The sequence below is a fragment of the Polaribacter sp. HA6-7 genome (genome assembly GCF_055693625.1).
In genome coordinates, this window is the sequence record NZ_CM146338.1 from 507,077 (window position 1) to 520,214 (window position 13,138).

Consider the following 13,138-nt stretch of genomic DNA (forward strand, 5'->3'; position numbering starts at 1 on the left):
ATTATATTTTAGGGTCATAATCTAAAGGAAGTGAATTTGCAAACTTTTCGTAAGACCAATATCCTTCATAAAAAACATTTAACGGATTGATTAATGTTCCGTTTTTATCTATAATAGTAGGCAGTTTTAAAGGAATTATAGAAGAGGTTTGCGGTAATGCTTTTCTTGGTTTGCTAAATGCAGCTCTTAAAATATAACCTTCTTCTTCTAATTCTTTTGTGTAAACAATGCTTAAATTGTTCCTAAAATTAAGGTAAGAAACACCGTTTTTAAATTTTAAGATGTCTTTAATTGGCACTTTAGATTTGTATAAATAATCTTTAAATTTGGGTAATCTAGCTTTCTTTAAAGTAACCAAAGCCGAATCTAAAGGTGTTTTTGGTATTTCAATCTTTTTTAAAAAGTTGATTTTATTTCTGTGCAATTTCACCATTTCCCTAGCTTTTTTATAACACTTTCACTTGGTCTATCTGGGTTTAAAACCCTTTCAAATTGATGTATTAAAAATCCATCTAAATAAGTTGTACCTTTTAATAAAGATTGATAAAAATGAGTAAATGAACCGTTGTAAGTTTCTAAACGTTTTTGCTGCCATTTACGCTTCTTTCTATTGCTTCCTTTTAAATTTTGATATCTAGAATAGCCTAAATACGTAACAGTTTTGTTATTTATTACAAATTTTTCAAGTTCGAAAATTATTTTATACCCCAAGCTTTTATGCTTTATTTCTAGAGGTTTTTTTGCAACTGCGGTAAGAATATTTTTTTTAGAGTTATAGGTAAAATGTAAAACTTTTGGGTTTAAAATTTCGCAATCTTTCGCAATTTCTGTTCTACCAATAAATTCTTTTTTAAAGGTAGAAAGATTGTATTTCCACTCATCATTATAAACTGTTTTTCGTATAATTATTTCGTCTAAAGTATTGTTTTCTTGTTTTAAATTGAAAACTAAAGGTTTGGTATAATTTGATGTGTTTAAAGTATAGTTTATTTTTTTATAACCTAAATAAGAAACAATTAAATCATACTGTCCTTCTTTCATTTTAATAGAAAATTCCCCATGAGAATTGGTAGTTGTACCAATCATTGTATTGTTTAAATAAACTGTAGCACCTTCTAATGACCCATTTTCTTCATGTACAGATCCTTTAATAATTATCTGTGATGAAACGTGAACCGAAAAAATAGCACAATAATGCAAAGACAACTTCTCATACTTAAATAACGTATAAAAAATCTTTTTATAACAAAACATTTAATTAATATTAAGACTTAAGCAAACCAGCTCTTTTTAAAAGTGCATCTGGTTTTGGTTCTTTTCCTCTAAAACGTTTGTATAGCTTCATTGGTTTTTCTGTACCACCTTTAGAAAGAACATTGTCTTTAAACTTTGTGGCAACTTTTTTATTGAAAATTCCTTGTTCTAAAAAATATTCAAATGCATCTGCATCTAAAACTTCTGCCCATTTATAAGAGTAGTATCCGGAAGAATATCCACCCTGAAAAATATGTGAAAAAGCAGTACTCATTGCGTTTTCTTTTACATCCGGATATAATTTTGTGTTAGAAAAAGCGTCGTTTTCAAACTCTTTTACAGAATTTATTTCTGATGGATTTTCTGAGTGCCATTTCATGTCTAAAAGCCCGAAACTTAATTGACGTAAGGTTTGCATACCTTCATGAAAACTTGCAGATTCTTTAATTTTCTCTACATATTTCATAGGTATAACTTCATCAGTCTCGTAGTGTCTTGCAAACAATTCTAAAGCTTCTTTTTCGTAACACCAGTTTTCTAAAACCTGACTTGGTAATTCTACAAAATCCCAAGAAACAGAAGTTCCAGCACAGACTATTGTAGGTTGTGTTTGCTAACATACCATGTAAAGCGTGCCCAAACTCATGAAACAATGTTGTAACCTCATTAAAAGTAAGTAAAGAAGGTTTGGTTTCTGTGGGCTTTGTAAAGTTACACACTATAGAAACATGTGGTCTGTCGTTAATTCCGTTTTTTATTTGTTGTGACTTGTAAGAAGTCATCCACGCCCCATTTCTTTTACCTTTTCTAGGATGAAAATCAGCATAAAAAACAGCAATAAAATTATCTTCGTTATCTGTTACATTATAAGTTTTAACATCTTCATGATATTTATCGATAGAGTTTATTTCTTCGAAATTTAAATCAAATAATCTATTTGCAATTTCGAAAACACCATTAATAACGTTTTCTAATTTAAAGTATGGTTTTAATAATTCTTGATCTAAATCGAATAATTCTTTCTTAAGTTTTTCAGAATAATAAGCACCATCCCATTTTTGTAATTTATCTATTCTGTCAAGTTTTTTTGCGTATTTTTCTAAGTTTTCAAATTCCTTAAGCGCAGCAGGTTTTGCTTTTTCTAATAAATTATTAGAAAATTCGATTACTTTTTCAGGCGTTTCTGCCATTCTTTCTTCTAAAACAAAATGAGCATGCGTTTTGTAACCTAGTAAATTTGCTCTTTTATGACGAAGATTAACAATTTCTAAAACAATTTTTTCGTTATTGAATTCGTTTTCTTGAAAACCTTTTTTACCCGCTGCAATTGCCATTTTTTTCTTAAATCTCTATTATCAGCATAAGTTAAAAACGGAATGTAACTTGGGTAATCTAGTGTAAAAATGTAACCATCTTTGTTTTTAGATTTGGCAACTTCTTTAGCCGCTTCTTTAACACTTTCTGGTAAGCCAGCTACATCTTCTGGTTTGGTTAAATGCATTTCAAAAGCATTGGTTTCTGCAAGTACATTTTCGCCAAATTTTAACGAAAGCTTAGATAGTTTAGCGTCTATATCTCTAAGTTCTTTCTTGTTTTCTTCATTTAGATTAGCACCATTTCTTGCAAAACTTTTATATTGTTTTTCTAACAACATTTCTTGCTCTGGCGATAATTTTAAATTTTCTCTATTATTAAAAACAGCTTTTACACGATTAAAAAGTTCTTCGTTTAGTGTGATGTCATTTCTAAACTCGCTTAACCAAGGAGAGATTTCTTGTGCAATTTTCTGAATTTCATCATTAGTTTCTGCAGAATTTAAGTTGAAAAATATACTTGTAATTCTATTTAATTTTTCACCAGAGAAATCTAATGCAACAGTTGTGTTTTCGAAACTCGGTGTTTCTGAGTTATTTACAATTTCATTTATTTCTTGCTTTGCAATTTCTATTGCTTTTAGAATTGCAGGTTTGTAATCTTTAGTTGAAATTTTTGAAAAAGGAGCTGTATTAAAGTCTTGTAAAAGTGGATTCATAAATGTGTGTATATCAGTTTTCAAAGATAAAAAAAACTTATTTTTTATTCTGTAATCTAAAACAAACATCTGTTAAACTTATTTTAACAACCGTTTATCGAAGTTTTATTGGTTTTATTATAAAATGTATTTATTTTTGATTAGGTTCTAAAATCCCCCAAAACTACTATGAAAAATTTTTTATTAAATATAATCTTCTTAACCCTAACGATTTGCAGTTTTTCTCAAACAGATAATGATGGTTTTTATTTTGATGGTGTAAATGATTTTATAAATGTAGGTGGTGCTTCAAATACAAATATTTCAAATATTAATAGTACAACTACAAACAATAGAACTTACGAGACTTGGTTTAAAGCAGCAGAAGTTACTACCGGACAATTTATTATGAAAGAGGGTGCTGGTACTAGAGCTGTTATTATTTATATAGAAGGTGGGTATTTGGTTGTAGGAGGATATAATAGAGCAGACTACACACCAAGATGGGAAGGAACCTATTTTAGAAAGGCAATTACTGCCGATACATGGTATCATGTGGCACTTGTTTTAGATGATGCTCAGGCGGCAAATAATACCACAAATCCTATGGGTGCTAATCAAAATACCGCGCTAAAATTTTATTTAGACGGTGCCTTAATTGGTGAAAATTCAGGTTATCAGTTTGGACCACACAATACCGTAAGATTAGGATATAAAGATGCTAGTGTAAGATTTCCAAGTATAACAGCGCCAGGGTGGACAAATCAATTAGATTCTGATTATTTCTATAGTTCATCAACTGTAACTAGTAATTCAGGGACTAATTATTTTGAAGGATATTTATGGGGATTTAGACTTTGGAATCGAGTGAGAACTCCACAAGAAATAGACGATTACAAATCAGATATAATTACTACAGTTGGTACAGATGATTTAGTGGCAATTTTAGATGGAGATACATTTACATATTTAGCAAATGATAATGTAAGTACTAATGAAGCAACAGTTTCTCCTGTAGCAACAATTATTTGGAGTGCAACTGCTGCATCTACAGATTGGAATGCGGGTTCTAATTGGGTAGGTGGTGCTGTGCCGGACATATTAACAAAAGAGGCTGTAGAAATTCAAGCTTCAACAAATTATCCAATAATAACTTCGGAACTCATATTGTAGCCGGAGACCTGCAAGTTAATGCAAGTGCAAGTATTACTGTTCTAAGTGGTGGTACTTTAGAGGTTAGTTATGATATTGTTAACAATGGTACTATTGATGTTAAAGAAAGTGGCAGTTTAGTGTTAAGAGAAAAGAAAGTTTTAGGCGGTACAGGAGATTATATTGTTGAAAGAAATACACCTACATATAATGGTAACGATTTCTATTCTTATTGGAGTTCGCCAGTTGTTAGTGCAGATTCAAATATTGCAACAGTTTTTCCTGATGCAGAACTTATATATGCATTCGAAGCTAGTTCATCAAATTCAGATTGGGTATTTCATGGTACTTCAAATTTCGAGAAAGGAATGGGGTATGCTGTTCAAAATGAAGGTATAGGTGGTCAGTTAAGAACTTTTACAGGTGTTGTTAATTCAGGAGATATTTCGGTAAATGTTTACAATACATCAAATTTATCAGGTTCTGATAATGATGGCGATACTTGGTCTGCAAATGGAGATAATTTAGTTGGTAATCCGTACCCAGCAGCAATAGATTGGGATTTAGTAATTACAGATCCAGATAATACAGAAATTCTAGGAACCATATATTTATGGAACCAAGCAACTGCAGAAGTAGGTGAAAACAATGTTTCAGATTATCTGCAATATAATTTAACAGGTGGTGTTACAAATACTGCTACAGGAAATATTGGTACTGGCCAAGGTTTTTTTGTAAGAGCTATATCAAATAGTTCGATAAAATTTAAAACAACACATCAAATTGCGTCTAGCAATACACAATTTTATAAGTCTAATCAGAAAAAAACTCTCGAAGAGAAAAAGATAGATCTTGGATTAAATTTACAAGAGGAAATGAAACCAATACTTTGTTAATAGGTTTCTTAGAAGGAGCAACAGAAGGTGTAGACAGAATTTACGACGCTGGTTTTGATACAAATCAAAAATCTTTAGGTTTCTATTCGTTGATAAATAATTCTATAAAAGCATCTATACAAGGTTTGCCTGTTTTACAGAACGATGAAGAAATTGTACCCTTAGGTTTTATTGTAGATAAAGTAGGTGAGTATTCAATCGGAATTCAAGAAGAAACTATAAACGATGATTACACTGTTTATTTATTTGATAAAGAACTAGATTTATTATTCAATCTAGAAGAAGGTGATTATAATTTCTCTATAGAAACCTTAGGAGAAAATAATGAGAGATTCGAGATAAAGTATTCGAAAGCTAGTAAAGAAGAAACAACTTTAAGTACAGAGGTAGTAGAAAATATTGATGATACTTTAAATCTATATGTCAACTCAAATAGAGAGTTGATTATCAAAAAAATACGCAAGAAGAAATCAAAAATATTCAAGTTTATAACTTACAAGGTAGACTTATAAGTGTTTTTAAAAGTGAAGATTTAAAAAGCGTTTCTAACTACAGTTCAGGCGTATATTTTGTTAAAGTAACTTTTAGCGATAAGCAAGAGTTTAGAAAGAAAATTCTTATTTATTAAGATATTAATTTCTTAGTCGTTTTTGTAAGCTTTTACAAGTCTAAACGACATAACAATAGTGTTATAACACATTTTTTAAAAAAAGAATTATGAAGAAAATTACAATTTATATTTTATATGTTTTTATAATTGCTTACAGTTCTTTACAAGCTCAAATTCCATGTTCAGCTGGTTTTGAAGCTAACGGAACCAATGATTATATTACAATACCAAATACAGATGCCATAAATTTACAGAATACCAAAAACAGAACTGTAGAGTTTTGGTTTAAACCTTCGGATATTACTACAAGGCAGGTTTTGTATGAAGAAGGAGCACAGGTAAACGTTATTTTATTTTATATAGAAGCAGGAAGAATTTATTTAGGTGGATATAGAAATAATGCAGATACAGCAGCCGAAGAAGATTTTTTAGATCTGAATTAGGTGAAATTTCTGTTGATAAATGGACGCACGTAGCGCTAACAATAGAAGATACAGCTTCACCAGATGTAACTTTTAGATGGTATTTAGATGGTGTAGAAAAAGATCAACAAGATGGTTTGCAGGTAAGTACACACTCAGGTAATATTTCTATAGGTAGAAACGGAGGTTCAGTTAGGTATCCAACAAGTTTTTCAAGCGGTTCTACTTATAACGGAGCTTTCTCTCGGTCAAAATAATGTTGACAATAACTTTGATGGAAATATATCTTTATTAAGAATCTGGAACGTTGCAAGAACAGAAACAGAAATAGATACTAATAAATCTACATATCTAACAGCCGGTACAAGTTTAGTTGCTTACCAAGATGGCGATCAAGTTAATTACGAGGCAAATGGTGCTTCTTCTATTGCAGCAACAACAACTGCAAACGGAAGCAATACAAGTTATACATGGAATGGTGGTACTTCTTCAGATTTTTCTAACGATACAAATTGGGCTGCAACATCACCAGAGGTTTCTAAGACGCAAACGGTGGTGATTCAAAATGGTTCAAATAATCCAGAAATAACATCAGAAGTTAAAATTGGAAGATTAACAATAGAAGCAGGAGCAGAGGTTGTTGTAAAAAGTGGCGGAACTTTAAATATCTTTTATGGTTTAACTAATAATGGTACAATTACAGTCGAAGACGGCGGCGCTTTAATTTTTAACTCTTGTAATGCAACAATTGCAGGTTCTGGAGATTTTAATATTAAAAGAGCAACACCAAATTATTCAGGAAACGATTTTTATTCTTATTGGAGTTCTCCTGTAATTGCTGCAGACTCTAACATTGCCACTGTATTTCCTGATGCAGAGTTAATTTACAGGTTTGATGCAAGTAGTACAAATTCAGATTGGGCTTTTCATGATACTGCAGATTTTAATCCAGGTGTTGGTTATGCAATTCAGAACGAAGGTGTAGGCGGTCAATTAAGAACTTTTACAGGAAAGTTAAATGAGGGTGATGTAGTTGTAAATGTTTTTAACTCTAGCAATTTAGCAAGTACAGATCCAGATAATGTTTGGTCTACTTCGGAGATAATCTAGTTGGTAATCCTTATTTTTCTGCAATAGATTGGGATTTGGTAAGCGCAGATACAGACAATGCAGATATTGATGGAACCATTTATTTATGGAATCAAAATACTGCAGAAGTTGGCGATAATAATGTTTCTGATTACCTGCAGTATAATGCAACTGGTGGTTTAAGTAATACTACGACAGGTAAGATTGGTTCGGGCAAGGTTTCTTTGTTAGAACTTCAACTAATAGTACGTTAACTTTTAAAACTACGCATCAAATTGTGGCAAATAATACACAGTTTTATAAGTCTGATAAAGCTAAGGTCACAGAAAAGAGAGAAGGAAGATCTTGGTTTACTTTTAACAAAGGCAATAAAACAAATACTTTATTAGTTGGTTTTCTTAAAGGAGCAACCAATAGATATGATAGGCTTTATGACGCACCTTTTGATATTAGTCAAAAATCTATGGGTTTTTATTCTCATGTTAGAGGAGGTGCAAAAGCATCTATACAAGGTTTGCCAATTTTAAAAAGAGATAAAAAAGTGGTGAAGTTAGGTTTTGTTGTTGATGAATTAGGTGAATATTCTATCGGAATTCAAGATGAGAAAATAGATGAAGATTACTACATTTATTTAAGAGATACAGAAGCTAAGAAAACTGTAGATCTAAGACAAAGAGATTACACCTTTACAATTGATACTGTTGGTGAAAATAACACAAGATTTAAAATTATCTATACCAAAGATAAAAGAAGAGCTACAAAGAAAACTGGTAAAGAAGCTATTTTAGTGGAAGAAGTAGACTCAGAAGATTTTGCAGTTTATGTAGACGGAGCAAAAGAGTTAATTGTAGAATATGATTTTGATGTTGACAATATTAAAGATGTAACCTTATACACTATTCAAGGTAGAAAAGTAAAAACGTTTTTAGGTACAGATGCTAAAAATATTTCTAACTTAAAGACAGGTACTTATATTGTAAATACAACATTAATTGATAATAGAAATTTCACAAAAAAAATACTGATTGCAAACTAGCAATCAGTATTTTTTTTATTTTCTAACATTTTCAGAAGCCTTTTCTACTTTTAGTTTTAAACCTTCTTTATAAGCAATAATTTTATCTAAAACAAAAGTATCTGAAGCACCAATAATTTGAGCTGCCAAAATACCAGCATTTTTTGCGCCATCTAAAGCAACTGTTGCTACAGGCACGCCACCTGGCATTTGTAAAATAGACAAAACAGAATCCCAACCATCTATAGAGTTTCTGCTTTTTACAGGTACGCCAATAATTGGTAACGGACTCATAGAAGCTACCATTCCTGGTAAATGTGCAGCACCACCAGCACCTGCAATAATTACTTTTAGGCCTCTTTTGTGTGCATTTTTAGAATAATCTACTAATTTTTCTCGAGTTCTATGTGCAGACACAATATCAACTTCTATTTGAATATCAAAACTCTCTAAAATGTCTATTGCTTCTTGCATTATTGGAAGATCAGAATCACTTCCCATTATTATTCCTACCATATTTTTATATGTTTTCAGTTATCAGAAATAACTTTAAATTGTTAATTATTCTTACTAATTACTCTTATTTTTTCTTTTACTTCTTGGGCAACTTTTCTTGCAGTATCTATATCAGCATTTACAATTGTAACATGCCCCATTTTTCTAAACGGACGCGTTTCTTTTTTTCCATAAAGGTGTGGCGTTACTCCGTCTATTTTTAAAATTTCTTCAATATTTTCATAAATTACGTCTCCAGCAAAACCTTCTTCACCAACTAAATTTACCATAATACCGGCAACTTTACTTTCTGTATTGCCTAAAGGAAGATTTAAAATAGAGCGTAGATGTTGCTCAAATTGATTGGTATAACTAGCTTCTATAGAATAATGTCCGAATTATGAGGTCTTGGTGCAACTTCATTTACCAATATTTTATCGTCTACCGTTTGAAACATTTCTACTGCTAATAAACCAACAAAATCTAAATCGCTAACAACTTTTAAAGCAATTTCTCTTGCTTTTTCTGCTACTTTACTCTCTATTCTTGCAGGACAAATTACATATTCTACTTGGTTTGCTTCCGGATGAAATTCCATTTCAACAACAGGATAGGTAGTTACTTTACCATCTTTATTTCTAGCAACAATTACAGCCAATTCGTTTTTAAACGGAATTAATTTTTCTGTAATACATTCTACATTAGGTAAGCTTTCTAGATCGTTAATGTTTCGAACAATTTTTACACCATTTCCATCGTACCCAAATCTTGCGGCTTTCCAAACAAAAGGAAAATCTATAATATTATTTTCGAAAGAATGCTTTAATTCTTCTAGATAAGCATAATGAGAAAATTCTGCAGTAGGTATTTGATGATCTAAGTAAAAGTTTTTTTGTCTTGCTTTGCTCGGATAATTCTTAAATCTTTCGGTTTTGGGTAAATTTCTAGACCTTCACTTTCTAATTTGTCTAAAGCATCTAAGTTTACATTTTCTATTTCTATAGTAAGTAAATCTACGGTTTTACCAAAATTATAAACGGCATCAAAATCTAACAAATCTCCAATAACAAAATTGTTGCAAATTTGTGCACAAGGTGCATTTGTATTACTATCTAAAATAGAAGTGTAAATATCTAATTTTTGGGTTTCTGCTAAAAGCATTCGTCCTAATTGGCCACCACCAAGAACGCCCAATTTAAAATCTGAAGAATAATAATTTTTCACTGTTGAAGTTGTTGTGTTTCAGCAAAAATACACAACTCAAATCATTTTCACTAAAAATTACTGATTCTAATTGAAGAACCGGATTTTGTAACTTTATATTGTCTTGCCGGACACTCAAAATCATCTGTTTGTGGTGCACCACCAAAGTGAACACTGTATTCACTTTCATCACAAGAGCATTTTAAAACAGTTCCTTTTTCGAACGTCATAGGAGAGTTGCAATCGTTTTGAGGGCATAGTTTATCAAAAGCAACAAATTCTGAGCCATTTATATTAAAAAGAAAGATACCTTTAGCGCCACCTGTAAGATTTGCAAAACCACCTGGTGTTTGTACATTTATTAGTTGCGGATTGTTTAAATCTGTGCTTAAACTAACAGGAAATTGTCTTAAACAGTTAGCTGGTAAATTGTTTTCTGCACAGGCAAAAAACAACACTAAACTTATAAAAAAAGCACTTTTTTAAACATAAAATTATCTTTGTTTTCTTAATAACGAATGCAAGTTACAAATATTTTGTACATTTGTAATACAATCTCATTCCTGTAAAGGCAATGAGATTTTTAAATTATAACAACATGAGTGAAATTTCATATTATTCTGAAGAAGGATTAAAAAAACTAAAAGAAGAACTAGTTCATTTAGAACAAGTAGAGCGACCAAGAGTAACGCAAGAAATTGCAGATGCAAGGGATAAAGGAGATTTAAGTGAAAATGCAGAGTATCATGCTGCAAAAGAAGAACAATCTCATTTAGAATTTAAAATTGCGAAATTAAAAAACGTAATTTCTGGTGCACGTATTTTAGATGAAAGTCAATTAGATACCTCTAAAGTTTTAATACATTCTAACGTTGTAATTAAAAACACAGCTAACGGAATGGAGTTTAAATACAGATTGGTTGCAGACTCAGAAACAGATGTTAGAAACGGAAAACTTTCTGTAAACTCGCCAATAGGTAAAGGTTTATTAGGTAAAAAAGTTGGAGAAATTGCAGAGATTAAGGTGCCAAATGGTATGATGAAATTCGAAATTGTAGAAATTTCGAGATAATTTATATAAAATGTTATTTAAAACGCTTTTCATTGAAAAGCGTTTTTTATTTTTACTAAAAATCGATTTATTATGAGCGTTTTTACAAAGATAATTACAGGAGAAATACCAAGTTATAAGGTTGCAGAAAATGATGATTTTATAGCCTTTTTAGATATAAACCCAAATGCGAAAGGTCATACGTTGGTTGTGCCAAAAAAAGAAGTTGATAAGGTTTTTGATTTATCTAAAGAAGAGTACAATGCACTAATGAGTTTTTCGTACGAAGTGGCTAAAGCAATAGAAAAAGCAGTGCCTTGTTTAAGAGTTGGTATGAGTGTAATTGGTTTAGAAGTACCACATGTACATGTTCATTTAATTCCTTTAAATGAAATGGCAGATATTCAGTTTTCTAAAAAAGTAAAATTGTCTAACGAAGAGTTTAATTCTTTGGCAGCAAGTATTGCTAAGAACTTTTAGATATGAAACAATGGCAGAAAATCGGTTTAGGCTGGGGAGTTTGGATGTTCTTGTGTATGGCTTTTATTTGGCCTTTAATTGATGGTGAAAAGATTACTTTAAATAGAATATTTGTAAAATTTATTTTTTTGATGTTATCTCGGGTTTATTTTTGGTTATGTATCATCAAAATATAAGAAATATAAGGGGAATTAGTTCTTTGAATTCTTAAGCTTTATTTAATAAAATCTCGAAGGTTGTTCCTTTATCTATTTCAGATTTTTGAACATAAATTTTACCTTTGTGATAGTCTTCTACAATTCTTTTAGATAATGATAGGCCCAAACCCCAACCACGCTTTTTCGTCGTAAAACCGGGTTTAAAGATTTGTTTAAATAATTTTTTTGGCATCCCTTTACCGGTATCAGAAACAATAATTTTAACTTTTTTAGTTGTATTTTCTATTCGGATTTTTAAAGAACCTTCTCTTTGCATCGCATCGATTGCATTTTTTATGAGGTTTTCTATTACCCAACCATACAATTCGGCATTAATTTTAGTGTTTATTTCGGTATCTGAAGTGATAAACGAAAAGCTAATTTGTTTAGAGCTTCTAGATTTTAAATAGTCGAATGCATTTTTTGTAATGGTAACAATATTATCTGATTTCAACTCAGGTATAGAGCCAATTTTAGAAAACCTGTTGGCAATTATATTCAATCGATTTACGTCTTTTTCTATTTCTTCTACATATTTATCGTCTACATTTTCCATTTTTAAAATGGCAATCCAACCTAATAAAGAAGATAATGGTGTGCCAATTTGGTGCGCAGTTTCCTTGGCCATACCTGTCCATAATTTGTTAGTTTCTGCTGCTTTATTAGAGTTATAAAACAGGTAAATAACACTTAAAAATAAGATTAGAATTAAGATTAATGCTATTGGGTAATAGGTTAGTTTGTTTAGTAAATCTGAATTTCGATAATAAATATATTGCTTGTTTTTACCATTGTAACTAATTTCTATAGGCGCATTTTCTTCTTTCATTTTTAGCAGTTGCTCTTCTAGATATTTAGGGTTTAAAGATTTTAAAGAGTCTAAATTTTGAAAAGATTCGATGTTACCTTTTTCATCAACCAAAATTAACGGAATAGTCGTATTAGCAACAATAATTTTATCTCGGTAAAGTTATATCTGCGTTTAGATCTGAATTTGCCAACTGCTTTTGAGCAATCCCTAAAATTTCCATTTTTACTCTTTCATCATTTTTAAATTTCTGAAAAAATATGTAGGTATTCCATAGAATTAAAGAAACGATTATCAAAGAGATTAAAACGGCAATTCTTTTAAATAAAAGTGTATTGGTTAGAAAATTCATATAAACAAATATAAAGCTTTCAGTATATAACTCATTTCCTATTTTGATAGTATCTTTACAGTCTAAAATTTTCTTTTTTATTAAAATTGAATTGTTTTAAAGT

Annotated in this window: 15 protein-coding genes and 3 pseudogenes; 11 read left to right on the forward strand and 7 right to left on the reverse strand. The window is 30.6% G+C overall.

The features are described from left to right. Position 1: 1 nt before the first annotated feature. The 3 genes and pseudogenes from ACZ1HD_RS02815 to ACZ1HD_RS02825 form a co-directional block, all read right to left on the reverse strand. Positions 2–433, reverse strand: coding sequence for a hypothetical protein (locus ACZ1HD_RS02815; protein WP_472688591.1), 432 nt, complete (start codon positions 431–433; stop codon positions 2–4). Then, positions 427–1,206 carry a carboxypeptidase-like regulatory domain-containing protein gene (locus ACZ1HD_RS02820; protein ID WP_472688592.1) on the reverse strand — a complete coding sequence of 260 codons (780 nt, stop codon included), beginning with the start codon at positions 1,204–1,206 and terminating at the stop codon, positions 427–429. Before ACZ1HD_RS02820 ends, ACZ1HD_RS02815 begins: the two co-directional genes overlap by 7 nt. 58 nt (positions 1,207–1,264) lie before the next feature. Then, positions 1,265–3,286: pseudogene (locus ACZ1HD_RS02825) on the reverse strand (M3 family metallopeptidase). 168 nt (positions 3,287–3,454) lie between these two features. Here ACZ1HD_RS02825 and ACZ1HD_RS02830 point away from each other — a divergent pair. The 9 genes from ACZ1HD_RS02830 to ACZ1HD_RS02870 all read left to right on the forward strand — a co-directional run bounded on the left by ACZ1HD_RS02830 (position 3,455) and on the right by ACZ1HD_RS02870 (position 8,470). Beyond that, entirely contained in the window at positions 3,455–4,438 is a 984-nt protein-coding gene (locus ACZ1HD_RS02830; protein WP_472688593.1) for a LamG-like jellyroll fold domain-containing protein, read from the forward strand. After that, positions 4,339–5,313 carry a hypothetical protein gene (locus ACZ1HD_RS02835; protein ID WP_472688594.1) on the forward strand — a complete coding sequence of 325 codons (975 nt, stop codon included), beginning with the start codon at positions 4,339–4,341 and terminating at the stop codon, positions 5,311–5,313. Before ACZ1HD_RS02830 ends, ACZ1HD_RS02835 begins: the two co-directional genes overlap by 100 nt. Beyond that, the gene (locus ACZ1HD_RS02840) at positions 5,307–5,825 is read left to right on the forward strand and encodes a hypothetical protein (RefSeq protein WP_472688595.1); all 519 of its coding nucleotides are present in this window, start codon (positions 5,307–5,309) and stop codon (positions 5,823–5,825) included. Before ACZ1HD_RS02835 ends, ACZ1HD_RS02840 begins: the two co-directional genes overlap by 7 nt. Further along, entirely contained in the window at positions 5,822–5,941 is a 120-nt protein-coding gene (locus ACZ1HD_RS02845; protein WP_472689258.1) for a T9SS type A sorting domain-containing protein, read from the forward strand. The genes ACZ1HD_RS02840 and ACZ1HD_RS02845 overlap by 4 nt, the downstream gene beginning before the upstream one ends. Positions 5,942–6,030: 89 nt before the next feature. Beyond that, positions 6,031–6,366 carry a hypothetical protein gene (locus tag ACZ1HD_RS02850; RefSeq protein WP_472688596.1) on the forward strand — a complete coding sequence of 112 codons (336 nt, stop codon included), beginning with the start codon at positions 6,031–6,033 and terminating at the stop codon, positions 6,364–6,366. A 41-nt stretch (positions 6,367–6,407) separates the two neighbouring features. Beyond that, the gene (locus ACZ1HD_RS02855) at positions 6,408–6,602 is read left to right on the forward strand and encodes an immunoglobulin domain-containing family protein (protein WP_472689259.1); all 195 of its coding nucleotides are present in this window, start codon (positions 6,408–6,410) and stop codon (positions 6,600–6,602) included. A gap of 298 nt (positions 6,603–6,900) precedes the next feature. Next, positions 6,901–7,455, forward strand: coding sequence for a hypothetical protein (locus ACZ1HD_RS02860; RefSeq protein WP_472688597.1), 555 nt, complete (start codon positions 6,901–6,903; stop codon positions 7,453–7,455). Next, on the forward strand, positions 7,431–7,688 hold the full coding sequence (locus ACZ1HD_RS02865) for a hypothetical protein (RefSeq protein WP_472688598.1): 258 nt from the start codon (positions 7,431–7,433) through the stop codon (positions 7,686–7,688). The genes ACZ1HD_RS02860 and ACZ1HD_RS02865 overlap by 25 nt, the downstream gene beginning before the upstream one ends. A 23-nt stretch (positions 7,689–7,711) precedes the next feature. Further along, positions 7,712–8,470, forward strand: coding sequence for a T9SS type A sorting domain-containing protein (locus ACZ1HD_RS02870; RefSeq protein ID WP_472688599.1), 759 nt, complete (start codon positions 7,712–7,714; stop codon positions 8,468–8,470). Positions 8,471–8,485: 15 nt separating this feature from the next. Here ACZ1HD_RS02870 and purE read toward each other — a convergent pair whose 3' ends face one another. The 3 genes and pseudogenes from purE to ACZ1HD_RS02885 form a co-directional block, all read right to left on the reverse strand. Next, positions 8,486–8,965 carry a 5-(carboxyamino)imidazole ribonucleotide mutase gene (purE, locus tag ACZ1HD_RS02875; protein WP_472688600.1) on the reverse strand — a complete coding sequence of 160 codons (480 nt, stop codon included), beginning with the start codon at positions 8,963–8,965 and terminating at the stop codon, positions 8,486–8,488. A 41-nt stretch (positions 8,966–9,006) separates the two neighbouring features. Then, positions 9,007–10,168, reverse strand: a pseudogene (locus ACZ1HD_RS02880) (5-(carboxyamino)imidazole ribonucleotide synthase). A gap of 50 nt (positions 10,169–10,218) precedes the next feature. Next, complete coding sequence (locus ACZ1HD_RS02885; protein ID WP_472688601.1) at positions 10,219–10,605, reverse strand: Rieske (2Fe-2S) protein; 387 nt, start codon at positions 10,603–10,605, stop codon at positions 10,219–10,221. A gap of 140 nt (positions 10,606–10,745) precedes the next feature. On the opposite strand from ACZ1HD_RS02885, the gene greA reads away from it, so the two are divergent. Beyond that, entirely contained in the window at positions 10,746–11,219 is a 474-nt protein-coding gene (gene greA, locus ACZ1HD_RS02890) for a transcription elongation factor GreA (protein WP_154066957.1), read from the forward strand. 72 nt (positions 11,220–11,291) lie between these two features. Continuing rightward, on the forward strand, positions 11,292–11,678 hold the full coding sequence (locus ACZ1HD_RS02895) for an HIT family protein (RefSeq protein ID WP_079739004.1): 387 nt from the start codon (positions 11,292–11,294) through the stop codon (positions 11,676–11,678). A gap of 207 nt (positions 11,679–11,885) precedes the next feature. Here ACZ1HD_RS02895 and ACZ1HD_RS02900 read toward each other — a convergent pair. Then, a pseudogene (locus ACZ1HD_RS02900) lies at positions 11,886–13,035 on the reverse strand (sensor histidine kinase). Positions 13,036–13,138 lie beyond the last annotated feature (103 nt).